Annotated in this window: 18 protein-coding genes and 1 tRNA gene; 10 read left to right on the top strand and 9 right to left on the bottom strand. The window is 60.4% G+C overall.

Annotation, left to right across the window (positions count from 1 at the left end; translation table 11 throughout):
• Positions 1-29 precede the first annotated feature (29 nt).
• The 3 genes from ON14_RS04050 to ON14_RS04040 all read right to left on the bottom strand — a co-directional run bounded on the left by ON14_RS04050 (position 30) and on the right by ON14_RS04040 (position 3,078).
• On the bottom strand, positions 30-1,730 hold the full coding sequence (locus ON14_RS04050; protein WP_010203349.1) for an MDR family MFS transporter: 1,701 nt from the start codon (positions 1,728-1,730) through the stop codon (positions 30-32).
• Complete coding sequence (locus ON14_RS04045) at positions 1,727-2,353, bottom strand: TetR/AcrR family transcriptional regulator (RefSeq protein WP_010203348.1); 627 nt, start codon at positions 2,351-2,353, stop codon at positions 1,727-1,729. The genes ON14_RS04050 and ON14_RS04045 overlap by 4 nt, the downstream gene beginning before the upstream one ends.
• A gap of 89 nt (positions 2,354-2,442) precedes the next feature.
• Positions 2,443-3,078: an MBL fold metallo-hydrolase gene (locus ON14_RS04040; RefSeq protein ID WP_010203347.1), complete on the bottom strand. Its 636-nt coding sequence runs from the start codon at positions 3,076-3,078 to the stop codon at positions 2,443-2,445.
• Between the two features lie 66 nt (positions 3,079-3,144).
• Here ON14_RS04040 and ON14_RS04035 point away from each other — a divergent pair, with 66 nt between their 5' ends.
• Positions 3,145-4,077 (top strand): diacylglycerol kinase family protein, encoded by a 933-nt coding sequence (locus ON14_RS04035; RefSeq protein WP_010203345.1) that lies wholly within the window; start codon positions 3,145-3,147, stop codon positions 4,075-4,077.
• Between the two features lie 9 nt (positions 4,078-4,086).
• Here ON14_RS04035 and ON14_RS04030 read toward each other — a convergent pair whose 3' ends face one another.
• The gene (locus ON14_RS04030; RefSeq protein WP_010203344.1) at positions 4,087-4,551 is read right to left on the bottom strand and encodes a hypothetical protein; all 465 of its coding nucleotides are present in this window, start codon (positions 4,549-4,551) and stop codon (positions 4,087-4,089) included.
• An 80-nt stretch (positions 4,552-4,631) separates the two neighbouring features.
• Between ON14_RS04030 and ON14_RS04025 the strand changes: the two genes are divergently transcribed.
• A tRNA-Glu gene (locus ON14_RS04025) sits at positions 4,632-4,704 on the top strand.
• A 173-nt stretch (positions 4,705-4,877) separates the two neighbouring features.
• On the opposite strand, the gene ON14_RS04020 is transcribed toward ON14_RS04025, so the two are convergent.
• The gene (locus ON14_RS04020; protein ID WP_010203343.1) at positions 4,878-5,546 is read right to left on the bottom strand and encodes a DsbA family protein; all 669 of its coding nucleotides are present in this window, start codon (positions 5,544-5,546) and stop codon (positions 4,878-4,880) included.
• A 483-nt stretch (positions 5,547-6,029) separates the two neighbouring features.
• Between ON14_RS04020 and ON14_RS04010 the strand changes: the two genes are divergently transcribed.
• Positions 6,030-7,274 carry an acyl-CoA dehydrogenase family protein gene (locus ON14_RS04010; protein ID WP_010203342.1) on the top strand — a complete coding sequence of 415 codons (1,245 nt, stop codon included), beginning with the start codon at positions 6,030-6,032 and terminating at the stop codon, positions 7,272-7,274.
• Here the strand turns inward: ON14_RS04010 and ON14_RS04005 are convergent.
• Both ON14_RS04005 and cmtR read right to left on the bottom strand, forming a co-directional pair.
• A complete protein-coding gene (locus ON14_RS04005) occupies positions 7,271-9,337 on the bottom strand; it encodes a heavy metal translocating P-type ATPase (RefSeq protein ID WP_010203341.1) in 2,067 nt (688 codons plus the stop codon). The two genes, ON14_RS04010 and ON14_RS04005, sit on opposite strands and share 4 nt — an antisense overlap.
• Positions 9,334-9,762, bottom strand: a complete 429-nt coding sequence (cmtR, locus tag ON14_RS04000; RefSeq protein ID WP_081503515.1) for a Cd(II)/Pb(II)-sensing metalloregulatory transcriptional regulator CmtR — start codon at positions 9,760-9,762, stop codon at positions 9,334-9,336. Before cmtR ends, ON14_RS04005 begins: the two co-directional genes overlap by 4 nt.
• A 238-nt stretch (positions 9,763-10,000) precedes the next feature.
• On the opposite strand from cmtR, the gene ON14_RS03995 reads away from it, so the two are divergent.
• Positions 10,001-11,002, top strand: a complete 1,002-nt coding sequence (locus tag ON14_RS03995) for a TerC family protein (protein WP_443208535.1) — start codon at positions 10,001-10,003, stop codon at positions 11,000-11,002.
• 181 nt (positions 11,003-11,183) lie between these two features.
• Here ON14_RS03995 and ON14_RS03990 read toward each other — a convergent pair whose 3' ends face one another.
• Entirely contained in the window at positions 11,184-12,269 is a 1,086-nt protein-coding gene (locus ON14_RS03990) for a Glu/Leu/Phe/Val dehydrogenase family protein (RefSeq protein ID WP_010203338.1), read from the bottom strand.
• Positions 12,270-12,478: 209 nt separating this feature from the next.
• Here ON14_RS03990 and ON14_RS03985 point away from each other — a divergent pair, with 209 nt between their 5' ends.
• Genes ON14_RS03985 through ON14_RS03975 form a run of 3 tightly spaced genes read left to right on the top strand, consistent with a single transcriptional unit; the run spans position 12,479 to position 16,596 of the window.
• Positions 12,479-14,086 carry a hypothetical protein gene (locus ON14_RS03985; protein WP_010203337.1) on the top strand — a complete coding sequence of 536 codons (1,608 nt, stop codon included), beginning with the start codon at positions 12,479-12,481 and terminating at the stop codon, positions 14,084-14,086.
• A gap of 23 nt (positions 14,087-14,109) precedes the next feature.
• Positions 14,110-15,678: a hypothetical protein gene (locus tag ON14_RS03980; protein ID WP_010203335.1), complete on the top strand. Its 1,569-nt coding sequence runs from the start codon at positions 14,110-14,112 to the stop codon at positions 15,676-15,678.
• Positions 15,679-15,726: 48 nt separating this feature from the next.
• Positions 15,727-16,596, top strand: a complete 870-nt coding sequence (locus ON14_RS03975; RefSeq protein ID WP_010203332.1) for a PP2C family protein-serine/threonine phosphatase — start codon at positions 15,727-15,729, stop codon at positions 16,594-16,596.
• Positions 16,597-16,883: 287 nt separating this feature from the next.
• Here the strand turns inward: ON14_RS03975 and ON14_RS15105 are convergent, their stop codons facing one another.
• Positions 16,884-17,360: a hypothetical protein gene (locus tag ON14_RS15105; protein ID WP_141629944.1), complete on the bottom strand. Its 477-nt coding sequence runs from the start codon at positions 17,358-17,360 to the stop codon at positions 16,884-16,886.
• Positions 17,361-17,373: 13 nt separating this feature from the next.
• Between ON14_RS15105 and ON14_RS03960 the strand changes: the two genes are divergently transcribed.
• The 3 genes from ON14_RS03960 (at position 17,374) to ON14_RS03950 (ending at position 25,040) form a co-directional block, all read left to right on the top strand.
• Entirely contained in the window at positions 17,374-17,874 is a 501-nt protein-coding gene (locus tag ON14_RS03960) for an FHA domain-containing protein (RefSeq protein ID WP_141629943.1), read from the top strand.
• Positions 17,874-19,532: a serine/threonine-protein kinase gene (locus tag ON14_RS03955; RefSeq protein ID WP_010203329.1), complete on the top strand. Its 1,659-nt coding sequence runs from the start codon at positions 17,874-17,876 to the stop codon at positions 19,530-19,532. Before ON14_RS03960 ends, ON14_RS03955 begins: the two co-directional genes overlap by 1 nt.
• Positions 19,533-19,673: 141 nt before the next feature.
• Positions 19,674-25,040 carry an Ig-like domain-containing protein gene (locus ON14_RS03950; RefSeq protein WP_010203328.1) on the top strand — a complete coding sequence of 1,789 codons (5,367 nt, stop codon included), beginning with the start codon at positions 19,674-19,676 and terminating at the stop codon, positions 25,038-25,040.
• The last annotated feature ends 31 nt before the right edge of the window (positions 25,041-25,071 follow it).

The raw sequence follows: 25,071 nt of genomic DNA, 5'->3' as shown, positions 1-25,071 counted from the left end.
GCGACCTGTGCGGTGGCCGCCACCACAACCTACGGTTGACTGCGGATGATCGACGTTGCGCCGGTCTGATCGCTGACGGTGATCAATTCGTGGGATTCGGCATCCGCAGCAGTCGTTGCACCCTCAGTATCGGTGCCGTCCTCGACTCCGAGCCCATCGAGCGTCTCACTCTTGTCGCCACGGTCGATCGTTGTAGCCAGCGGAACTTCTTTGATGAACATCAAAAGCACTGCCGACACGAGCACCAGCGGCACCATGTAGAGGAACACTGGCGTTAGCGAGTCGTTGTACGCGCCGACGATGATCTCCCGTATAGCGTCCGGAAGATCGCGCACTGCGGCCGGTGTCAGTGAGTTCGTGTCACCGGTGGCGCTTGCGGCAGCAGCCGGAAGCCGCGTGCCCAGCAGCTCGGTGAGGCGAGCGACAAACAAGCTACCGACGACAGCGGTGCCGATCGAGGCGCCAATCTGGCGAAAGTAGTTGTTCGATGACGTCGCCGTACCGACCTGCGAATTCGGGAAAGTGTTCTGCACAATGAGCACCAGAATTTGCATGCTCATGCCGAGCCCGAGGCCCATCACGGCAAGATAGGAGCACAGCACCCAGATGGGCAGATCGGGCGTCATCGTGGAAAGTAGCGCTAATCCGATCGCCACAATGAACGAACCCGTGAGCGGCAGCCACTTGTAGCGACCTGTGCGGCTCACCAATTGGCCAGCCGTTACCGAACTCACCAACAACGCGCCCATCATGGGGATCATCAGAAGACCTGCCTGAGTAGCATTTACGCCGGTAACCATCTGCAAGTAGGTAGGCATGTAGGCAAGGGCACCGAACATCGCGATACCGGTGATGAGGCCAGACGTTGTCGTCAGAACAAAGTTGCGTTCCTTGAACATGTGGAGCGGCATTATCGGCTCAGGAGCGGCGCGTTCCACCATCACGAACGAGAACCCGCCAACAACGGCGAGTGCGATGAGGCCGATGATGATGAGCGAATCCCAGTCGTACTGGGTGCCACCCCACGTGGTGACAAGCACGATTGCCGTCGAGGTGATCGCCAACAGAATCATTCCGGCGATATCGATCGTTGGCTTGCGTGTGTTGTCATGCTTTGGAAGCTTCAAGAGGGTTATGGCGGCGAGGATTGCCAACGCGCCAAGCGGAAGGTTCATCCAGAACGCCCAACGCCATCCGATCGACTCGGTGAACCAGCCACCGAGCAACGGTCCCGCAACGCTCGCGAGAGCGAAGACGCCACCGATCGCCCCCATATAACGGCCGCGCTCACGAGCGGGCACCACATCGGCGATGATCGCTTGCGAGAGGATCATCAGGCCACCGCCACCAAGGCCCTGAACCGCACGGCCGACAATGAGCCAGGTCATGTCGGGGGCAAGGCCGCCGACGACTGAACCGATCATGAAGATGCTAATGGCGCCAACGAATAGGCCCTTGCGACCGATAAGGTCACCGAGCTTTCCGTACACGGGCATCATGATGGTGGCCGCCAGAATATAGGCGGTCGTGACCCACAGCATGTGGTTCACGCCATCGAGCTCGCCCACAATGGTGGGCAGCGCGGTGCTGAAAATTGTTTGGTCGAGTGCGGAGAGCAACATCGTGACCATGAGGCCAGCAAAGAGGAGCAGGATGCTGCGCTTCGCGGCGGGGTCGCTCGCGGTCGAGGTGTGAGTTGTGGCGACCGGAGGTTCGTTTGTCGTTGTCATGTGAGGGTATTCAAGGTTTCTCGTGTTAGGCCCATCGCGCGCAGGTACATGGAGTCGATGTCGGCGGTGGCGCCGGCAGCGATCCATTCTTTAACGGCGATTCGAACGGATGCGACGCAAGTAGCTACGGCAATTTCCGCGACGTGTTCTGGGTCGCGGGGGAGTGTGGATTCTCGCTTGGTGAGGAATTCAACGACGGCGGCGGCCATCGTGCTATTCAATTGAGTGAATTGGTGAATCTGTCGGCTCAGAAGCCGGGGGTGCTCTTGGACGAGGGCCATCCGCTGGGTTTTGAGTTGAGTTCGGGCGGCCATTGGTCCGAAGATGTGGAACATTGTTGAGACGATCGCGGCAACCAGGTCATCAGTTTCGGCCGAGGCCACACCGGCGGCGATTGCGCGCTGCACTTCGCCCATATCTTGAGTGCCGAGGATTGCGTCCTCTTTGCTCTCGAAATAGTTGAAGAAGGTGCGGGGTGAAATGTCTGCCCGTTCGCTGATCATGTCAACTGTGGCGCCGTCTAGGCCTTCGGCTGTGACGATCTCGACTGCAGCAGTTTCGATGCGCAGTCGCGTTTCGATTCGTTTGCGGTCGCGGAGACCGAGGGGAGGAGTATCAGGCACTAAGCAATAATTGCAGGGACTGCAAAAATGCACAACTGCAAAAAACTGTGAAGATGCCTAGAGCCGGCGAAGCAAGGCTCCTGTTAACCCTAGAGCGCGAGAGATTCGCCGGGCTGCAGCACCGTGAACTCGCCGCCGTAGCCCGCCATAACATCCGAAATTCTTGCTACAGAGAGGGAGAGTCCCTTGTCGGAGAGCACGGCATCGTGCGTCTGAATCGCGCGCTTTGGGGCCAACTCAGCCACGTAATCCATAACTTCGCTGATCTTCAGCCACGGTGCGCCGGCGGGGATCGCGGCACTAACGACAGGTTTCGGCGGAACGGTGAACGAGTCCCCGCCGTACCAAAACTCGCCGTTGACGAGCACTCCTAGGTTGTCAATGACGGGAATTGAATCGTGGATGACAGCATGCTCACCACCAAAAAACTCCAGCGTCCACGCACCGGCGGTTTCGCTCGCGCCGCCGACGACGGTGGTGATGTTCCAGTCACTGGCAGCGGCCGCGACACCGGCGGGGCCAAAGATGGGCGCGTCGGGATTGTTCTCGCGAATGCGCGCAAGTTGCTCATTGGTCCAGTGATCGGGGTGCTGGTGGGTGATCACGATGGCGGTGACGTTCTTGAGCGGCGGCAGTGGCTCAGTGAATCCGCCAGGGTCGATAACGAGTCGCTGGTTTTCGTGCTCAAGAACGAGGCACGCGTGCTCATACTTGGTGATATTCATGTCACGAGCGTAGACCGGTGATGCCAGTGGTGCATCCGATTCGGATCAGTGCGACATACTGATCAGGTGGAGTCGATCAAACCCCTGCGTCTTGTTGTCGCGATCAATCCGACAGCGTCTTTTGGCAAAGGCAAGCATGTTGGCCCTCAGGCTGTTGAGGCGCTGCGTGCACTCGGTCACGAGGTCACTGCTCTTGAGGAGCCGAACTTTGCGTTGCTCCTAAAGCGCGGCCGCAAAGCGGTGAGCAAGAAGCCTGATGCGCTGCTCGTTGTTGGTGGCGATGGGATGGTCAACCTCGGCACGAACCTTGTCGCGAAAACGAAGGTGCCGTTGGGCATCATCCCCTCCGGTACGGGCAACGATATGGCCCGCGGTTTGGGCATCCCCTTCAACGACACCGAAGCTGCGATCGCAAGTGTCGTGCGCGGCCTCAGCCGACCGTCTCGTGCCATCGATGCTGGCAGCGTGGCCTATGTCGACGAAGCTACTGGAACGGCGGCAACGCGCTGGTTTGCGTGTGTGCTGTCTGCCGGATTCGACGCAATCGTCAATGAGCGCGCCAACCTGATGTCGTGGCCCAAGGGTCCCAGCCGTTACACGGTGGCATTGATCATTGAGCTGTTGCGATTGCGGGCCATCAAATACAAGCTCACGATCGACGACAAGGTCATCGAAACGACGGGCGCACTCATCAGCGTCGGTAACAACGTCTCGCTCGGCGGCGGGATGAAAGTAACCCCAGATGCCCTAGTGGATGACGGCCTTGCCGACGTTCTCGTCGTCGAAGCTCTCTCACGGTTAGCATTCTTGCGTGTCTTCCCGCGCGTGTTCAGCGGAACGCATCTCAGCGACCCGCGCGTCACGGTGTACCGCGGAAAGCACATCCGCATCGAGTCAGAAGAGATCACCGCGTATGCCGACGGTGAGCGCTTTGCAGCGCTTCCCATCGATGTCACGATCGTTCCTGGCGTGCTGCACATTCTTGACCAGCGCGCCTAACGCTTTCGCCTACGCTTCGGGTGTGGGTGCATCCGTTGCTATGCAGGCGTAATCGGTCATTAGCGCGCCGTCGTCGGTGCTGCGCTCAGAGATGATGAATTCTTGGTCGGGCCGAACTCCGTCTGCCACGGTCTCCTTGAAGGCACTGAAGGTTTCGGAGCAGGATGACGAGACTGCGCTTTGCAGGCCACCGGCTTCGGTGATTTCCGGTTTGGTCAGTTCTCCTTTGCCGATCACAATATGGCTGTGGTCGGTAACGCAGGGCGTGACTTCTGCCTCGCTGAGATTGCTGTCGTCGACAAAGCTGAAGCAGTCTCCCACTAACAGTTCGGTGGAACCGATGACGGCCGGTTCGAGCACTTGGCCGTTGTCGTCACGAGCAAGTTCCGGGTAGAGCAGCGAACACCCCGCGAGCGTTGCGAGCATCGCAGTCGCAACGAAAAGGGCGGTGGTGGCGCGCGTGATAGCAGTCAAGAATGATCCTGTGGTTCGGAATTGGCGGTGGTGGAAAATATTGCCTCAAATTTGTGGCATACTTTTGTAGTTGTTGTGACGGCCCCATCGTACAGAGGCCTAGTACGCCGCCCTCTCACGGCGGTAACGCGGGTTCGAATCCCGCTGGGGTCACAGTAGCAAAGTTCCGGTCATGTTCGTGTGAACATGACCGGAACTTTCGTCGTTAACGGGCACCCAAAACAGGGGGTTGAACGCCGGATTCTCGTGACTTCTTGTGTGGAGCCTCGGTCCGGTTTCGGCCTCACAGCTGACCTCTCTTCGGATCGGGTGTGAGGCTGTTCGTGTTACTTCAGCGCCGCCGCTATCGCTTCTGGCAGATTCTCGACACGCTGAGTGTCAATGAGTTCATCGTTCACGTAGAACGACGGGGTGCTGTTGACGCCAAGTTCCTGGCCAGCCTCAAAGTCTGCTTCGACGCGGGCTTGAGTTGCTGGGTCTGCAATGGCGGCGTCGAAAGCCTCGAGATCCAGCCCGAGGTCGGCGGCATAGTCGCGAAATACGCTGTATTGCGAACCGTCAGCAAAGCCCCACTCGGCCTGTGTCTCGAACAGCTTGTGATACATCGCCTCAAACTCGCCCTGCTGCGCTGCCGCTTCGGCGGCAATAGCGGCTTCCATCGAGTGTGGATGATTCGGCAGGGGAAAGTAGCGCACTACGTAGTTGATCTTGCCGTCGTAATGCTCACGCATTGCCTCAACGTAGGGGTAGAACTGGCCACAGGCGCTGCACTCAAAGTCGAGGAATTCGACAACGGTCACCGCATCCGAATCCGCTGTGTCTAGATAGTGGGAGTCGCTCGCAACCGCAGAAGACGGTGTGGTTGCAGTGCCGTCGGGGGAGTCAGCGGTGGGGCTCGTGTCTGCCGAGTTCACCGTCACGTAAATTAATACGCCTATCGCGACCATAGCGAACAAGCCGAATGCGACGAGGGTGGGTAAGAGGGCCTTTTTCATGAAATCTCCGGCTGAAAATTGACAGTGAGTTGCGATCAAGGCTAACCGAGAACCGTCTTCGGAGTCTGTCGTTCGCGTGCAAAAATCGCGGGCTCGTGCCTACAGTGGAAGCACGAGATTGCAAGGTAGAAGGGCTGTGACGAGGATGTTTATGGGTGGCGGAAACGGTCAGTGGGTCCGGACTCGCAACAAGGAAGGCATGAAGGCTTTCATGCAGGAGCGGCAGCAAGAAGCTGAACGGCACGCCGCCGCCCGCGCTCGATCGCGGGCATTCTGGATGAGAACCCGCCGCCGAGTGCGGTCGCTGTGGCGGCGGATGCGCACCAAAATACACCCGCGCGATTAGTCACGAATCCACACGATTCGTAACAAGTAGTAGCGCAACGCAACATAGTCGACACAAACTCGACGTTGCATGAGATCGGGCACAGGATGTAGCCCACACCACCCAGAAAAGGGGGTCTACATCTAAGGAGCAACACCATGTCTGATGTCACCGTCACCAGTGCGATAACCGAGAACCGTTGGGCCTCCGTTCCCCGTCCGACCACGCCAGAAGGCTGGTTGCAGCGTGCCGAGGAGGTCTCTGACATCCTCGCGGCCGACGCCGTCGAGCGAGATGTCGCAAAGTTGCCGCCACGCGCCGAGGTGAAACTGCTCAAAGACGCTGGCCTGGTGACTCTGCTCGGCCCTATCGAACACGGTGGTGGTGGGCAGCCGTGGGAGACGACTTATAAAGTTATCCGCACCATTGCCCGCGGAGACGGCTCTATCGGTCAACTTCTGGGCTACCACTACCTTTGGGCCTGGGCGGCACGACTGGTGGGCACTGACGAGCAAATCGCGGCCGTCGAAAAGCAGTACACGGAGAACAACTTTCTCATCGGTGGCGCGGTCAACCCTCGGGATTCCGATCTGACCGTGGCCGACGACGGCGGTGACATCATCTTCACGGGCAACAAGTCATTCTCCACGGGCGGCGTTGTCTCTGACCTCACCGTGCTCGAGGGAATTCTCGAAGGAACCGACACCCACGTCTTTGCGATCGTTCCCACTGATCAGCCCGCGATTGTCTTCAATGGCGATTGGGACAATCTTGGGCAGCGCCTCACCGAATCGGGTTCAGTTCAGATCAATGGTGTGCGCACCAGCTGGGCAACGGCACTGGGTTTCGTCGGCAAAGAATTTCAGCCGCTCACCTATGGCACCCTCAACGTTCCGGCCATCCAGCTGGTGTTCGCCAACTTCTATCTCGGCATAGCTCACGCTGCCATCGAGAATGCCTCCGCCTATACACGCACCAAGAGCCGTGCGTGGCCATATGGCGGAGACAACAAAGCCCACGCGTCAGAGGAGTGGTACATCCTCGAAGGCTATGGCCAGTTGCAGTCAAAACTGTGGGCGGATGAAGCCCTCCTCAACTCTGTTGGAGCCGAGATCAGCGCCGTCCTGCATGCGCCGCGCACCGAGCTCACCGCGCGACGCCGCGGAGAAATTGCGGTGCGAATTGCCGCCGGCAAGCTGCGCATCAGTGAAGACGGGCTCGAAGTCGCCACGAAGGTATTCGAGCTAACGGGCGCGCGGGCATCCGCAAATTCGGTCGGTCTGGACATCTATTGGCGTAATCTTCGCACCCACAGCCTGCACGACCCGGCGCCTTACAAAAAGCGTGAGGTTGGTCAGTATGTGCTGCTCAACGAGGTGCCTGAACCCAGTTGGTACACCTAAGGCGAAGGCGGCGAGTGCGGCGCGAGTGGGGCAACTGTCCCGAGGCTGGGGGAGAGTCGCGCCGCTCGCAGCCCGTTAGCGATGACCACCAGCTCGGCGATCTCGTGCACAAGCACGACACCCGCCAAGCCGAGAACTCCGGTAAGCGCTAGCGGAAAGAGCACGATAATGATCGCGAGCGAAAGCGCAATGTTGCCCGTCATGATGCGCCTGCCCCGCCGCGCATGACGCAAGGCAACAGGGATAAGCCTCAGGTCGCTGCCCGTGAACGCGACGTCCGCTGATTCGACGGCCGAGGCCGAACCAGTTGCGCCCATCGCAATGCCCACATCGGCCGAGGCTAGGGCCGGTGCATCGTTGATGCCATCGCCGACCATCGCCGTGGGGGCCTCGGCGACAAGTTCCTCGATGGCGCGGGCCTTGTCGATCGGCAGAAGCGAGGCACGCACATCACTGATTCCCGCCTCGGAGGCGAGGGCGGTAGCAGTGCGCGGGTTATCTCCCGTCAGCATGAGGGTGCGGATGCCCGTGGACTGCAATTGCGCGATTGCCTGCGCAGCATTCGGCCGCAGTTCGTCGCGAATGCCGAGCAGCCCAATGGCCTGACCGTCGCGTTCCACCGCTACGACCGTCATCCCGTTGTCGGCAAGAGTGCTGGCGCTAGTCGAGAGTTCGGCGGGATCAATCCATCGAGTGTTTCCGACACGGATGCGCGCGTTGTCGACAATACCCGTGAGCCCGTAGCCCGCATCCTCTGTTGCGTCCTGGGCGCGGGGAGGCTGCGGGTGCTCAGCGAGGATGGCGCTCGCGAGGGGGTGAGTGCTGTGCATTTCGAGTGCCGCGGCAAAGCGCAACACATCTTCACGGCTGAAGCCCGGCGCCGTCTCGACTGCCACCACGGCGGGAGTGTTGCGGGTCAGGGTGCCGGTCTTGTCGAAGGCGACAGTGCGGATGCTGCCCATCCGTTCAAAGGCGGCGCCAGACTTTACGATGATGCCCAGTTTGCTCGCCGCACCGATCGCGGAAATCACGGTGACGGGCACTGCGATTGCGAGCGCGCAGGGGGAGGCCGCTACGAGCACAACGAGCGCGCGCTCAGTCCACAGTTCCGGGTCTCCGACGAGAAAGCCGAAACCGACAATGGCGCCGGCAATGGCGAGAACGATAGGCACGAGCGGGCGAGCAATTCTGTCGGCTAGTCGGGCCCGATTGCCCTTGCGGGCGTTGGCCTCTTCGACCAATCGTACGATCGTCGTCAGCGAGTTATCCGTGCCGGGTGAGGTCGCGCGGAGGCGCAGTGCGCCAATACCGTTGATAGACCCCGCGAGAACAGTGTCTCCAGCATCGACCGCCAGGGGGATCGACTCACCGGTTACGGCAGCGGTATTGACGCTGCTGCGCCCGCTCGCGACAATGGCATCCGTTGCGACGCGCTCGCCGGCGCGCACAAGAAAAACATCTCCGACGACGATTTCGGTGGCAACGACCTGTACTACATTTCCGTTGCGCTCGATACGTGCCGTCGCGGGAATCAAATCGAGCAACGCTCTCAGGCTGTGACGGGCGCGATCCAGTGCTCGATCTTCGAGAGCTTCGGCGATGGAAAAGAGGAAGGCGAGGGCGGCCGCTTCGCCGACATGACCAAGAAGCACGGCACCGACCGCTGCGATTGTCATCAGTAGCCCCACCCCGAGTGATCCCCGAGCTAAGCGGCGAAGCGCACCAGGAACAAAGGTAGCGGCGCCAGCGGCGAGCCCGGCAGCTTGCGTGACCGTCACCGGCCAACCGGTCACCCCGGCTGCTATCTCAAGCCCGCTTGCGATGAGAAGAACTCCCGAAAGTGCGGGTAGGGCTAGCGCGCGATCGCGCCACCACGGAGCGAGGCCGCCATCCGGCTCGACGACGTCAGAGGAAGAGTTTGGGCGAGTGCTGTCGGTCGTGCCGGGACTTTGCGCGCCTAGAGCGGCGCCGGGTGCTGCGGCGCTGGATGCTGCTGAGACGGATACGGCTGCGACTGGTGATGCGGATTGCGGCTTCGCGGTGCCGCAGCACTCTTCGCTCACGCTGCGCCTGAGCCCGTGTTGGGGGTTGAGCCCACGTCGGGGGTTGAGCCCGAATCGTCGAGCTCCGACGACGAAGCAGACGCCGAGCAGCAGAGCGGAACATCGCAGTTGTCGTCGGCACAGGGGGCACCGTCGTCGACAGCGAGTACGACGTTGACAACGGCGGTCAGTGCGCGGGTGAGGTGAGCATCGGCGATCTCGTAGCGAGTCGAGCGGCCCTCGGGGGTTGCAGCGACGAGTCCGCAGCCGCGCAAGCACGTGAGGTGATTGGAGACGTTGCTACGGGTCAGTTCGAGATCGTGCGCGAGCTGCACTGGGTAGCCGGGCTTCTCTAGCAACGCTAGGAGGATTCGTGCGCGGGTGGGGTCGGCCATGGCTCGACCGAGTCGGTTCATTACATCAACGCGCGAAGCACTAGTCAGCATCCACTGACCATACAGCAATCGCTGATCTATCGAGCGGTGCTGAAGCTGGGAGAAACACCACAACTTCCGAGCGAGAATCGGTTACCATAGTGATCGCGAAGGGGAGTATCCCACCTCGTTGTACTCGTCAATACGAGCCACTCAGTAGTGGCTCCGGGGCAACGGCATCCACAATTCTTTTGGATGCGGGAGAGACTTTCGAGTCCCACCACGCCTCGAAACCCTTGAATGGATTCTCTTGACCACTCTGCCTATTTGGTTCGAAGTAACGTCGATGACGGTTCTGCTGGTTATTCTCACAGCCGATCTGATCTTGGCCTACAAGCGCCCTCACATTCCCAGCACCAAAGAATCCGCACTGTGGGTGGGTTTCTACGTCACTTTGGCGCTTGTTTTTGCGCTCCTCATGTTCTTGCTTGGCGACGTGGAGCAAGCCGGTCAGTTCATCGCCGGTTGGGTCACTGAATACAGTCTGTCCATCGATAACTTATTCGTCTTCGTGATCATCATGGGTCGATTCTCGGTGCCGCGAAAGTACCAACAAGAAGTGCTGATGGTGGGCATCCTGATCGCGCTCGTACTGCGCGGAATCTTTATCCTCCTCGGCGCTCAACTGATCGAAAACTTCAGCTTCATCTTTTACATCTTTGGGGCATTCCTGCTCTACACGGCCATTCGCCAGGTGTTCGAAAACCATGACGACATGGAAGAAACCGAGAGCGGAATCATCCGCTTCTTGCGTAAGCACATCAACATCACCCCGAACTTCGATGGTGGCAAAGTGCGCACCACAATCGATGGCAAGAAGGTCTTCACACCGATCCTCGTCGTGTTCGTGGCCCTCGGTATTACCGACCTCGTGTTCGCGATCGACTCGATTCCTGCAATCTTCGGAATCACCACCGACCCGTTCATCGTGTTCACCGCCAATATCTTCGCGCTCATGGGGCTACGTCAGCTGTACTTCTTGCTTGGCGACCTTATCGACAAGCTCGAGTACCTGCACTACGGCATCGCCTTCGTGCTGGGGTTCATCGGTGTGAAGCTGTTCTTCCACGCCCTGCACGTCAACGAACTGCCGTTCATCAATGGCGGAGAACATGTTGACTGGGCGCCCGAGATTGGCACGTGGACGTCGTTGATCGTGATCTTGGCGGCGATGGCAGTAGCCGTGCTCGCGAGCCTGGCCAAGATGCGTCGCGACAAGAAGCGCGAGCTCGAGAGCGTCTCGATCGACTAACACGCGACCGGCCTGCGTGCGATCGACTAACGCGCGATCCAACTAACGCGCGACCCGCGCACTCGCAGCGAACAACAGAAAACGCGCGGTGCAGCACCCCGAGCAGTAGCTCGAAGGGTGCGTGCACCGCGCGTTTCGTTAAGCCGTGTGAATTTCGCGCCTCGTGGCGCAAACCTCCGGGCTAGTGAGTGACGAGTCGCGACTGAGCGAGACGCTCCGCAGCATCCAGAGTCGTGATGCCCTGAGCAGCAGAATCGCGAAAGATGGTGGTGACGGTGTCGCCGATGGCCTCGACGCGTTTCGCGATCGCATCGGCATCAGCATCCGGTTCTGACGCCATGTCGAGGTAGATAACCCCGCCACCGTTCACCACAAAGTCGGGGGCCCAAAGAATGCCGCGCTCAGCAAGAGCTTCTGCACCATCGTGTTGGGCCAACTGGTTGTTCGCAGCACCGACAACGCCGCTGACGTTGAGTTCGCGGATGACGCGGGGGGTCAGTGCACCACCCATGCCGCAGGGAACATAGATGTCGGCAACCACACTGTGTGCCTCATCGGCATCGACCCAGTTGGCGTCGAGTTCGGCCGCAAGCAATTTGCGATCGAGGTTTACATCGGTGACCGTCAACACCGCGCCGGCGGCGGAAAGCGAGCGTGCCAAACGGCCACCCACCTGACCGAGGCCAGAAATTATCAAGTGACGGCCAGCTACATCCCGGGTGCCGAAGAGTGCTTCGCAAGTGGCCAGGATGCTGGCGTGCACTCCAGCGGCAGTGGCGTCAGCGGGTTCGCCGGCACCACCCTGATCGGCGGGAAGGCCACAGACATGTTCGGTGCGTTCAGCGACGACCGACATGAGCTCTGCGCTCGTGCCCACATCTTCGGCAGTCATGTACGTGCCGTTGAGGCTTTCGATGGCATCACCAAGGTCGAGCATGGCGTCACGCTTCTGCTCAGCGGTGAGTGCAACGCCCATAGGGATATGGATGACGGATTTTCCGCCACCGCGGTTGAGGCCAGCGGCCGAGTTCTTGAGCGTCATCGCCGCAGAGAGGCGAAGGGAGTCAGCGACAGCATCCGTCCAGTGCGGGTAGTTCCACATTCGAGCGCCACCGAGAGCCTGACCGAGGATGGTGGAGTGCACGGCGACGCTAATGACGAGGCCGGAACGTTTGCCCGTAGAAATGAGCACGTTCTCGTGGGTGAAATCCGCATTTTCGATGGCGGATACGGGGGCTTCTAACGTCGTTGACGTTTGTGTAATCATGAACTTCTCCTGCGAGTTGGCCTTGTGGGCAAAAAACAAAATGGCAAGTGGTGGTAGCGCGAGGGTGGTGCGCTCTGGTCAGCATACCGCCGGGTTTCAGCGCTGTCGCCTATTCGTTGCTACCGTGGGAGCTGACGAATCCTTAGGCTGTCGATTACTGTTGCCCGTGGCCGAGAGCGAGTGCTCTCCAGCAGCAGAAAGATCGATGAATGAGCACATTATTTGCCAGGTTGGCCGCAGGTGATCGGGGCACTTTTTCGGGTCAACCGCGCCACGTCATCGTCGGAGTGACGGCATTCTTCATTGCGGTGGCCGCTGTCGCCGTGCTCGCTTTGTGGCGGCTAGTCAACGTTGTCGTCTCCTCTACTGCCTGGCCAGCACAACGAATCGTCGAATGCTCAGGAGATCCCGCCTGCACGACGGTCGCCATCCTGACCGAAGCACCACTGATCTGGATCGGTGCTGCCTGGTTCGCTGGGCTTGTCGCGCTCGTCATTCGCAGTCGACGATTCCCCGTGGTTGAGGGGAGCGTCGCGGCGATCCGCGAGCAACACGCAGATCAGCGAATCGGACTCACCGTGGGATGGGTGCTGGTGTACTCGTCGCTTGGATTCATCGCCGCGCTTTTTATCGGCCCCCTCATCGCCGCTCTGATCGCGAATTCGACGTGGACTCAGGCCAAAGTTGATCGTTGTTCGGATGACCCGCTGTGCGTCCTCACCACCTTGCCCGGCAACGGACTTCCGGTGGGGGCGGCCTTCGCGTGGCTCGCGGTGATCGCCGCGGCGATGATTATCTGTCGGAAACCCTCGCGGTGGTGGTTGCCCGGACCCGCAGAACGTCGTTTCTCTCCACGGTCGCCTTTTGTCAATCCATTCGGTGTCGGACCGCACGCGATTGTGGCGGCGGTGACCTTTCTGCTGCTGTCCCCGGGCGTTCAACAACGAGGTAAAGAGGTCTACGCGCCCGAATACCTGTGGGCGTTCCTCGCAGCGAGCACCCTCGCCGCAGTCTCGTGGTATCGGTATCAGAAAGTAGTGGGGCCGCGGGATCCGAACGAGCCTCCCGCCCTTGTCTTCGAGACAAACCAGAAGCTGGTTGCCGTCAACGAAGAATGGCGTGAAGCCGCGCGAACGGGGCGACCACTGAGTAGTTCGCCCAATGCCCGCCTCCGCGAGGCTGCTGAACGCTCCCGTAACGCCGTCATCGGTGGGGCAAATTCGTCCAGCGAACATCCGCCGCCGAGTGTTCTCGTGAGTCATCCGCCGGATTGGATCGCAATTCCCGATTGTGGGCCCGGGCTCCCTTTCGGTGCGCCTCGCGACTGGGCCACTGCGGTCGCCGCTGAAATGGCCGCGGTGGCGCGCACTCGACTTTCCGCCGCGCACAGGCAAGACCTTATCGAGTCGCTCACGTCAATCGCTGTTGACGCCGCCGCGCGCGAGGTGCAGCGATGCTACGTCTATTTCGATTCCTTCCGCGGAATCTTTCGCTCCGTCGAAGCAATGACCATTGCGGGCGGGGGAGCGGGCAGCGCACCGCTCAGCAGCGTTGCGAGCGTGTATGTTTCTTCATCCTTCGGGGAACACCCTCTGAGCGCTGGCGTGATCGACACCGGACTCCCCGTCGTGATGGGCTTTGGCCCCACAGTGTCGGTAACGGTCGGCATCCTCTGGAAGGCTGGCTATCTATTCGCCGTGCGCGGAGGCTACTTCGCTCTACGCGCAGAAACCACAGACCCCGGAGGGTTCGACGTGTTTCTTGATCCACTCGCCAATCTCGCAGCGACTGTCGCCGACGCGGATCCTTCCCATTGACGAAGAATAACGGGAAGTCTTTCATGCGCTCACTGGCAACCCGAGCGTTCTTTGGGGTTCTCGGCGCGATGTTTTTAGTCCTCGGTATCGAGGCGACGTCGCGAGTGGTCGCCGCCTCGACAGCCTGGCCTGCCAACGCCATCGCGGCCTGTTCCGATGACGAGGCGTGCGTCGCTTCACTGATCGTGACCGATGCTCCGTTGGTGTGGTTGGGAGTGTTGTGGTTAGTCGGGATCGTCGCAATCTTCGGGTTCGGCTTCAGGGCGCCCAGCGTTCAAGGCGCGCCAGAAAGCATCAAGCGGCGTATTGCCCGACAACGCACCGCGCATGGCCAGCGAATCGGGCATGCCGTGGGCTGGTCGCTCACCATCACGATGCTCGCCATGATCCTCGTTTTGCTCGGCAGCAAAATACTGGCGCCGGCGATCGCCTTTGCGACGTGGAGCGACGCCAGAATCGATCGTTGCTCCGACGACCCGGCCTGCACCATTTCAACTCTTTCGAATGGGGCTGTGCCTGTCTGGGTGGGGGTCGTGGCCGTTGGCGTCATCCTGATCGGGATGATCGTCTGTTGGAAGCCGGCGCGATGGTGGCAGTCGAGCTCCGGATCGAAACTCAGTAGTGCGCTTTCGGTCGAAACTTTCCCCGCAGCGATCGCCGTTCACTCCGGCATAGCAGTCTTTTTTGCCCTTGTTCAGGCTGGCGTACTGAAATTGCGATCGCTGGGCGACGGAGATGTGTACGCACCGGAATACCTGTGGGTGGCGCTCGGTGCCCTCACTCTGGTTGCCATTGCTACCGTGCGACATCGGCAGCTGGTCGGGAACGCCTATTCAGGGCTTCGGCAGAGCAGCGCTGACCCACACCGTGCTGCAGCACGAAGCCGCGACCGTGCACCGCGGGAGCCTCAACGACCGAGTGACGTCGCATCCCGTGCGCAACGTGAAGCAATCGAGTTGATGAATAAGCGCCAAAGGAACACGTCGCTGACGCACGACGTGATTTCCGGTCAGGGCCACCAGCCATCGGTCTATCTTCGGTACCCTCGCGACTGGCTCTGGATTCCGGAGTTCGGCCCCGGAGAAATTTTCGCCACTCGCGAAGCGTGGGCGACTGCTGCCGTAGTGGATGCCCTTGCCACCGACCATGACATGAGCTCGCCCGACCGCCGATTAGACCTCACCGAGCAGCTCATTGAGGGGGTGGAGGCTGCGGCTACCCGGAGTTCTCCATGGTGTTTGCTCTATTTCGAACCCGGTGTCAGAAAATTTCGCGTCGTCGAAGCAGAGACCATTTCTGCGGCTGCTGCCGGTCGATCATCCCTCGCTGAAATCGCAGGCATGAATGAGCCCGACTCGTTGGGCGATCAAACACTGCCAGAAAATGTGGCGGCTACAGGTCTAGACGTCGTGTTCTGCGTGCGAACTGGCACGGTCAACCGAAGCCAGCCGGTGCTGACATCGAGCGCTACCTACGCTTTTGCCGTAGACGGCGGGTACTTCGTGCTTCGGGCGACCGTCACTGAGCCCGGAGCGTTGCTTTCGCTTTTTGAGCCGCTAGCCGATTTGGCGTCGACTGTCTCTGCGGCATGATGCCGCTACACGTTCTCGGCCGTTCGTTGCTACGTTAAGATCTGACAAATGCTTGGGGGCAGGGTGACGATCTCTGATCAATACGACGTAGGGCTGCCCAACGGACCGCTGAGTTTGGCTATTTCGGCGGCATCCGATCGTGGCGCCGTTCGTTCCATCAACGAAGACAGCTTTCTCGTGCTTCCGCGTCTCTTTCTGGTGGCCGATGGGATGGGCGGCCACTCCTTCGGTGACCGTGCAAGCCAATGTGTAGTGCACAGCTTTGCGCGCACCATCGGGCACCACGCGGTGCTCACTCCGGAACATGTCGTGCAGGCAATCACGGATGCCAACCGCGAGGTCATCGAATTGAACAGCGATGGGGCGGTGTCGGGCACAACGCTCTCCGGTGTTGCCTTGGTCTCCGTGGGTGCGGATGCAGAGCCGCGGTGGATGGCATTCAACGTCGGTGATTCGCGGGTCTACCACTGGGATGGCCGTAATCTGGAGCAGGTTACTGTCGACCATTCGGCAGTGCAGGAGCTTCTCGAGCTCGGTCACATCACAGATTTCGAGGCGCTCACGCACCCGGATCGCAACGTAATCACTCGCGCCCTGGGCATCCATCCTGACGTTAGCCCCGACTTTTGGCTGCTGCCGGTAGGGACTCATCACACCTTCCTCGCGTGCTCAGATGGGCTCTCCAAAGAACTCGATGACGATCTCATTGCCGCAATTCTCGCTGATAGGGGCGCGCTGGCCGAAGCGGAAAGTATCGCCGATCGACTCGTTGCGGCCGCGATTGCGGCAGGCGGCTCCGACAACGTCACCGTGGTTGTCGTCGAAGCCACGAGGGCAACGAGCACCAACGCTATCGATGAAGCCACTGGTGATCGTGGCTCGTCCCCGTATCTCGAACAAACCCGACCAAGGAAGTAGACCGCAGTGGCAATGAAGTACCTCTACGCGCCCGCAAGCGATGCCCCGTGGTCAGCGATTATGGGGGAACACCACGTCGTCTTCGTCGACTCATGCGAAGCGGATCTCATCAATGCGCTCTGGGCCAATCGCGAACAGGGAGTGCAAGCTGCGGTCGAAACGCTGAGCGCTCGCGGGCTAGCTTCCACCCCGGCGTTCGCCGTGGTGGGCTGGGAGTCAAGTGCGCCTGACTCGAGCAGTGCCAGCGTTATCGTTCGTGGTCCCGTTACGGTGACCATAACGGCGGATCACGGGCCAGAAACGGTCACCGGGGCACGCGTGAGCACTTGGGCGGAACAGCATTTTGACAGTGTCAGCGCCTGCGAAATTGCAGTCGATGGCGCGGCGATCGGCGAACTTCTCCCCATTGTTGCCGGTGTCGTTCGTGCAGGTCGAGTGAGTTGCACGCTCGCGTCGGCGTCATCGCCGGAAAGGGCGCCAGTCCAAACGCCGAGCGTTCCCGTGGTGCCGAGCGTTCCCGCAGTGCCGAGCGATCCTCCGTCACCTTCGTCGGGGGCTTCCTCCGCCGCGCTTCCAACGCCCGCCGCGCCGCCAGCGCCGCCAGCGCCTGCGGCGCCTGCGGCACCTGTGGCACCCGTGGCTCCGCCAGCACCGCCAGCACCGCCAGCGCCTGCCGCACCGTCAGCGCCTGCCGCACCGCCACCGCCCGCCGCACCGCCAGCGCCCGTGGCGACTCCCGTTCCCGCCCCGAGCGCTATTGTCACCCCGGTCACCCCGGTGACCCCACCAGCACCCAAAGTGGCATCCGTCGAGGCCCCGGTCGAACAGCCTGCGCCAGTGGGGGACCACGATGGAATGACCGTTTTGGTGAGCGATTTGGCCGATCGACGAGCAGGCAGAGCGAAACCAGCTCCGACGGAAGCAGCGCTGCCCGAACAACAGCGTCTCTATCTCCAGCTGTCGACGGGGGCGCGCGAGATGCTCACACAGCCGATCTTGGTCGGCCGGGCACCTTCCGTCAGCAAGGTTTCCAGCGGAGCACTCCCACGACTTGTCACGATTCCGGGCGACAAAGACATCTCCCGCAACCATGTACAAATCGTGGTGGAAGGAGGCACAGCGGTCGTGACAGATTTGCATTCGCGAAATGGAACGCTGGTGGCAATTCCCGGGCAGGCGTCTCAACGATTGCGGGCGGGCGAGCCGACCGCAGTCATCGTCGGTACCGTGATTGATCTTGGCGGCGACGTCACTCTGACTTTGGGCGAGGACGCGTAATGGGGCGGGCTCCGTCGGTTGCTCCCGAAATTGCGGGCTTCACCTTTGTGAAAATCCTCGGCTCGGGTGGATTCAGCGACGTTTTTCTCTATGACCAGCATCTGCCAAAACGACGTGTTGCGGTAAAGGTATTACTCACAGAGGATCTCGCGCCAGCGACGAGAGCGGCGTTCGTTGCCGAGGCGAACCTCATGGCGCAACTGTCAACGCATCCTTACATCGTCTCCATCTTTCATGCGGATGTCGCCGCCGATGATCGCCCGTATTTCGTTATGGAGTACTGCTCTGGCCCGAGCCTCGCGGAGCGTTACAAAGCAGCACCCCTCGCGGTGACCGACGTGCTTCGAATCGGCGTGCGGGTAGCGGGGGCGGTGGCAACCGCGCATGCTGCCGGAATTTTGCATCGCGATATTAAGCCTGCCAATGTGCTCACCAATGACTACGGGTGGCCAGCGCTTACTGACTTCGGCATTTCGTCGGCGTTCGACGATGAGCTGCCGGCTCATACCAGCACGAGTGAATCGCTGGCGCAGGCAAGCGGAGCAACGACTGGGGCATCAATTGGCATGTCAGTGCCGTGGTCACCCCCGGAGATGTTCGAGGATGATCCCAATCCGGATGTTCGCGCCGACGTGTTCTCGCTCGCGGCGACCCTTTATACCCTTCTCGCTGGGCATACCCCGTTTGAACAAGCAGGACGGCCCAATGGCGCGCTCGACCTGATGGGTCGTATCGAACGAGGGCTCGTTACTCCGATGACCCGCACCGATCTTCCGGCAAGTTTGGTCGCTGTGTTGCGTAAAGCGATGGCGACCAGGCGGGAGGAGCGATTTTCGACGGCACTCGATTTTGCGCGAGCCTTGCAGAGAATCGAGTTGGAGCTGGGCTACGCGGCAACAACCGTCGATGTGCCGAATCTAGCTGTCGACCAGGTAACGCATTCAGGCGCCGAAGATGATGATGCAACGAGGGCCCGTGGCGTAGCAACGATTGACGCACAACCCGTCTCTGCGGCACCGCGGTGGTCCCCAGCTGAATCAGCGGCACCGGTGTGGGGTGGCACGGCCGCTGCGGATGAGACTCAGCTTCGGGGAGCACCGCAGCATGTATCCCCGGCGAACGGGACTGAGTCTGATGAGACTGTGGTTGTTCACCGCCAGCCCAAGCCAGCGGAGATGCCGGAGGTTACAACCGAGCAGTTCCAACGTGCCAGCACCCCACCGGAGCAAGTGCAGCCGCAGTCCTCGAGTCGAAAGGCCGTGACGTGGATTGTGGGGGCAGCGGCAGCAGTGCTTACGGCCGCCGTGGTCATCGCGCTGGTGGTCACGAATCCGCCATCAACCGAGACTCCTCCAGTGGCCGCTCCCTCCACCGCTCCTACGTCGGCCGTCGTCGAAAGCGTGCCGACACCACTGTTGATCTCGGCCACGGAGTCCCAGGGAACGGTTACTTTCACCGTCGACAATCCTTCGGGCCAGGATGATGACCGCATCATCTGGAAACGAGTGGGGCGAGAGAGCGAGCCGGTGCGCCAGTCCGTCGACGGCATAATCCCGGTAGATGGTTATGTTGCCGCGACAACGTTGTGCATCGATGTACGCATCGTGCGCGCGGGGACTGAATCCGCGAATCCGTTGGAGGCGTGCTTTCCTGAGTGACGCCACTCGTGACTCAGGGCCGGAGCATCAATTTTATTTGTGCGAAGTCCTAAAATGCTAGGATAATTCAAGGAATGTGATTCGAGAGCTGTTGCGTGACCTAGTGCACGCGATCCGTGCAGAGTTCGGGAGAAGTGCAACGTGAAGCTGTCGTTCGGTGCTGCACGAAGTCGCAAGAATATCGCCTCCGTTCTCGCGCTGTCTTTGGTCGTGGGAGTTCCTCTCACGGTGGCGGCGCTGCACCCCGGTTTTCCCGTTTCTGACGTTGATCTCACGGCAAGCGATGTGTGGGTGACCAACGGCGAGCAATTGCTTGGCGGGCGACTGAACCGTCAAATCGATGAGCTCAATGGTTCGGTAATCGCCTCGAGTGCCCAGTTCGATGTGCTGCAAGACGGCGACGCGCTGTTCATGAATGATCCCGTGGCCCATCGAGTCGAATCGGTCGATCCGGCAACGACAGATGTTACTTCTGCCATCGACGTTCCTCCTGATGCGGACGTCTCATTCGGCGGAACAAACTTGGCCATCGTGTCGCCAAAGGGTGATCTCTGGATCGTTCCGGCTGTTGGCGATCTTCAGTTCAACTACGTCTCTGATCCGCCACTTATTGCGCTCGGCGCTGGAGGGCGGGCCACAGTGACCCGCGATGGCGTGGTTATCGCTGTATCGCCCAAGAATAAAGCGCTCTACCGCGTGGAAACCATTGCTGACGAGCCGGTGAAGTCAGACTTTCCGGCGGTGGGAGAGTTTCAGATTGCCGCCGCTGGTGATTCAGCCGTGGTGTTTGACCAATCGACGAACGAAGTTGTGACCCAAAGTGGGCAACGCTACCCGCTCGATAAGCCAGGGCTGCGTTTGCAGCAATCCAGCGCCGAGCCCGATTTTGCCCTCGTCGCCACCGCCGATTCTCTTCAACGCATTGAGTTGGGCAACGGAACGGTTACTGACCTTGCCGCCGACATTGACAATGCCAACGCTAAAGTGTCGGATGTTTCGGCTCCGGTTGCTCTCGACGGGTGCGCTCATGGCGCCTGGTCGTCAGCTCAGCGCTACGTTCTTGCCTGTACCGGTGGTGAACCGCAGATTCAGCAGATTCCGGAGCCGACGCAGGGAAGCGTGCTGGAGTTTCGCGTCAACAAGTCGGTGATTGCGCTCAACGATCTCTCGAACGGCAACGTGTGGTTGGTCGACGACAACATGCGCCTCGTCGAGAACTGGGAAGACGTTACCCCTCCCGAAGATCAAGAGTCTGAGGAGGAGGGCGACGAGAAGTCGTCTATCCAGTCATTCGAAGACACTCTTGCCGAGCGCACCGACACCAATCGCGCGCCCGTCGCCGCTGACGATGAGTATGGCGTTCGCCCCGGCCGCACGACCGTGTTCCCCGTGCTCGAGAATGACACCGACGCCGATGGCGATGTCTTGGTGATTTCGGCCTTTGATCGCATTGCGGAGTCGACAGGGCGCCTCGATCTCATCGATGGAGGCCGGGCCCTTCAATTCACCCCGGTCGACGATTTTGTCGGATCGATTTCCTTCAACTACACGATCGACGATGGTCGCCAAGGAACAGATCAGGCGCGGGTGACCGCGACGGTGGTGCCCACGAGCCGAAACGAGCTTCCCTTCAGCGTCCGTGAAGCGGGGATCAGCGTTGAAGCTAACCAAACGGTGAGCTATAACGTGCTTGCCGATTGGAAAGACCCCGACGGCGACGACCTTTACCTGGTTGGCGCCTCACCCAAATCTGGCGACTTGGTTCGCTTCACACCCGACGGGTTTGTCACCTTCACTCACCAAACATCAGAGTTGGGCGAGAAGGAGATTACGTTCTTAGTCTCGGATGGTGGCGACACTCCGGCGCAGGGCGAACTGCTGGTCACGGTGGAGCCTACAGGCACATTGAATCCAGTCGGCACTCCCGACTTTGCAACGGTTTTCGCCACCGAAACTGTCGTCATCGAGCCGCTGCTCAATGATCTTTCGCCATCGGGGGCACAGCTCGCACTCGTCGCATTAGACGAGGCAGACAAGGATGCGGTCGTTTCGTTCAACAGCGATCGTGGCGAGATTACCTTTAGTTCGTCGAAGGCAGGAATCTATTACCTCACGTACACGGTGAGCGCGGGGGCGAATACCAGCGTCGGCTTGGTGCGGATCGACGTGCTTGCCAACCCTGAGACAACCGAGCTCCCTCCCGTTGCCGTGAAAGATACGGCGTACCTGCGTGGTGATGAACCCACGACCGTCTCGGTGTTGTCTAACGATGTGAGCCCCAGCGGCAACATTCTTGCCGTTCAGTCGATTGACGTCGATCCTGAGTTGATCGCCAAGGGTCTCGTGGTTGAGCTGCTCGAGAGCACACTCATTCGAGTGACCTCTCCGGCTGCGCTCACCAGTCAGGTCAACTTCACCTACACAATTTCGGATGGGATTGGCACGGCGAGCGCGGGCGTCACGGTTGTGCCGGTGCCCGCCCTCACCAAGCACCAACCGCCGGTAGCGGTCGACGATGCCGCCAAGGTGCGCGCGGGAGACATCATTACTGTGGATGTGCTCGCCAACGATTTCCACCCCGATGACAGCCCGATGTCGCTTGATCCTGAACTAGTGACGGAGCCGACGGCCGGTGTAGCTTTTGTGAGCCGCGACCAATTGCGCTTTCAAGCGCCAACCGCTCCTGGTTCGTACACTGTCGATTACCGCGTTATCGACCCGTTCGGTGAGACGGCGGCGGCAACGGCGACGTTCACGGTAACGCCGGTCAATCTCGAGGCCAACCAAGATCCGGTTCCCACGGCTCTGGTCGCTCGTGTGCTTGCCGGCGGCGAGATTCTCATCGAAATTCCCCTCAGCACGGTGGACCCCGATGGCGATTCGACCGTGCTGCTCAGGTTCCCGGCCAATCCCACGCTCGGAACGATCAAGGAATTCGGCTCGGACTATTTCATCTATGAAGCATCGTCGGCTGCGGCGGGAACCGATGCGTTCAGCTACGAAGTGGTCGATGCTTTCGGCGCAACGGGCGTCGGCGATGTCAAGATTGCGGTCATCCCGGAGCCTGATGAACTGCGTGACCCTATTGCCGTTCCGGACAGCATCTCGATCAGACCGGGTCGAGTAGCGCAGGTCGATCTTCGTGACAACGACTCTGACCCGCAGGGAGCACCGCTCTCGGTCTCGCCTGACCTCATCGATGTACCTGACGGCATTTCGGCGGAGGTTGTGCGCAAGCAGTTCTTGGTAATCGAGGCCCCGGACTCGGAGCAGTCTTTTTCTTTGCGATACCGGTTGGAAAACAACCGTGGTGGCTCGGCCGTCAGCTACGTGCTGGTGCAAGTGACGCCGGATGCCCCGATCCTTCCGCCCTCCGCGGATGACATTAGCGTTCTCACGAAAGACATCGCCGGCAAAAAATCGGTCACGGTCGATCTCTTCGATGGTCACGCGTTTAACCCGGCTGGGGTAACAGAAGATCTCGTCGTGGCGCTCGAAGGTGCTAACGCAGATGCCGGTGTTCTCGGTGAGAAGAATGGTGAGATTGAGGTCACGCCGGGCAAAACCCGCCAGGCGATTACTTACAGCGTTACGAACGAGCTCGATGGATTGACCGCGCGTGCGTTCATTATCGTCCCCGCTGCTGTCGATGAAGATTTCGATGAGCCGCCCGCCGTTGATCCCGAATTGCCCATTCAATACGTGGGCATGAATGAGACTCGCGAGTGGAAGCTCTCGGATATTCTCGTCGTTCCCTCAGGCCGCGATGCCTGGATTCCCGAAGCGACGTCAGTGAGCGCAGTCCAGGGTGACGGCTCGTCGAACTATGTGGATAAAGACACCATTACTTTCACCCCGGCGGCCGACTATCGCGGTCCCGCATCCATAAGTTTCACGGTCACTGACGGTGCGTCTAAGAATGATCCGGCGGGCAACTCTGCCGGGCTAAGGATGAACATTGTCGTTGGCGACCCGGAATTCCGCGATACGGCCCCCGAGTTCACCACCCCCAACACTCAGGTCGAAGTGGGCGAGACGACCGTGCTTGACCTGCGCGATTCCACCGCGCACCAGAATCCGAACATCCTCAACGAGGTCAAATACTCGAACCTCACTGGGGCGAGCGCGGGCCTAGACGCGAAACTCAGCGGGTCAGAGCTCAGTCTCAATGTGCCGAGGAATACCCCTAAGGGAACCACCATGACGCTCGGCGTCACGCTGCGCTGGGACAAATTCGAGGTGCCCGGAACGATCAACGTGACCGTGGTCGGGTCGACGCGGCCCCTCGCGGTTGCAGTTTCCGACGCGCTCGAGACCCAGCGCGGCGACGGTGCCGTAACCGTAAACCCGTTGACCAATGACTCGAACCCGTATCAGTCCACGGGCGAAGCGCTCAAGATCGTCAAGGCGACCGTGCAAAACACGGGGGAGCCAGCCGAAGTCAGCTTCACCGGCACCACGGTGACCATTCGCCCCGATGCAGCGCTCAAGAGCGGTGTCATCGAAGTTGTCTACACAATTGCGGATGCCACGGCAGATGTCGATCGTCAGGTCAATGGCACAATCACTCTCGTCGTGAGCGACATTCCCGACCGGGTGCAGAAGCCGACTCAGGATGCGGGCTCCGCGATTGGCGGAGACAAGTCAGCGACCTGGCGTTTTGTCGCTCCCGCGACGAACGGTAAACCGATCACCAGTTACGAAGTGAGAACCACCCCGGCGGTCGCAAATCTTCCCACCGGGTGCCAGGCGGGTGCTCCGTGCACGATCACGGGCCTTCAGAATGGAACGTCGTATACCTTCGGCGTGCGCGCGATCAACGAGCACGGGGCAGGGGAGTGGTCGCCAACAAGCGACCAGATCACGCCCTACGGCACTCCCGTCGCGCCCAGTGTCACCGCGTCAGTGACAAGCCCGTGGGCGCCGAGTGGCCGAGTCACGGCCTCCTGGCCTGCGGTGGGAGCTACTGGCGGAACCACTACCTACTACTGGACGTCAAGTAACGGTCAGTCCGGCAATACCACCGGAACGAGTGCAGCGACGACCGCCAACCTAGCGGCGGGCAATTACACGTTCACCGTCTACGCCCAGAACTCCGGAGGCAAGCGGGGCGCCGATGGCACCTCGAACTCAGCTCAGGTACGCAATCAGACCGTCCCTTCACAGGTCACAGGGATCGCTGGCACGGTCACCAAGAGCACCAGCCCCGGCACCATTCGATGGACGTGGAATGCCAGCGGTGGAGGCGCAGCGGTGACCGACAACCTGACGTACAAGTGGACACTGAGCAACGGTGACAGCGGTACCATCACGGGGACCAGCACCACGACCAGCGGGCTCCCCGATGCCTCTCGCTATACCCTCACCGTTGTCGCCCAAAACAACGCAGGTGCCAGTTCGCCGGGCACTGGAACTGCTGGTCCGATCGTTACACCGCCACCGCCCGCTGTTTCTCACCTCTGCCTCGCACCGTACCCGCGACGCCCCGAACGGATGATTTCCTGTTAGGAATCAAGTGGAGTGGTCAGAGCAGCGGCTC

The sequence above is a fragment of the Salinibacterium sp. PAMC 21357 genome (assembly GCF_000247645.1).
Classification (GTDB): domain Bacteria; phylum Actinomycetota; class Actinomycetes; order Actinomycetales; family Microbacteriaceae; genus Rhodoglobus.
The sequence above is the reverse complement of the archived record's forward strand: the minus strand, read 5'-3'. Positions and strand labels throughout refer to the sequence as shown.

Bases quoted from the DNA above. Each gene is read 5' to 3' on its own strand.
- ON14_RS03990 (WP_010203338.1), bottom strand. From the start codon at position 12,269: ATGATTACACAAACGTCAACGACGTTAGAAGCCCCCGTATCCGCCATC.
- ON14_RS04050 (WP_010203349.1), bottom strand. From the start codon at position 1,730: ATGACAACGACAAACGAACCTCCGGTCGCCACAACTCACACCTCGACC.
- ON14_RS03955 (WP_010203329.1), top strand. From the start codon at position 17,874: ATGGGGCGGGCTCCGTCGGTTGCTCCCGAAATTGCGGGCTTCACCTTT.
- ON14_RS03975 (WP_010203332.1), top strand. From the start codon at position 15,727: ATGCTTGGGGGCAGGGTGACGATCTCTGATCAATACGACGTAGGGCTG.
- ON14_RS03985 (WP_010203337.1), top strand. From the start codon at position 12,479: ATGAGCACATTATTTGCCAGGTTGGCCGCAGGTGATCGGGGCACTTTT.
- ON14_RS04020 (WP_010203343.1), bottom strand. From the start codon at position 5,546: ATGAAAAAGGCCCTCTTACCCACCCTCGTCGCATTCGGCTTGTTCGCT.
- ON14_RS03980 (WP_010203335.1), top strand. From the start codon at position 14,110: ATGCGCTCACTGGCAACCCGAGCGTTCTTTGGGGTTCTCGGCGCGATG.
- cmtR (WP_081503515.1), bottom strand. From the start codon at position 9,762: ATGCTGACTAGTGCTTCGCGCGTTGATGTAATGAACCGACTCGGTCGA.
- ON14_RS04040 (WP_010203347.1), bottom strand. From the start codon at position 3,078: ATGAATATCACCAAGTATGAGCACGCGTGCCTCGTTCTTGAGCACGAA.
- ON14_RS04010 (WP_010203342.1), top strand. From the start codon at position 6,030: ATGTCTGATGTCACCGTCACCAGTGCGATAACCGAGAACCGTTGGGCC.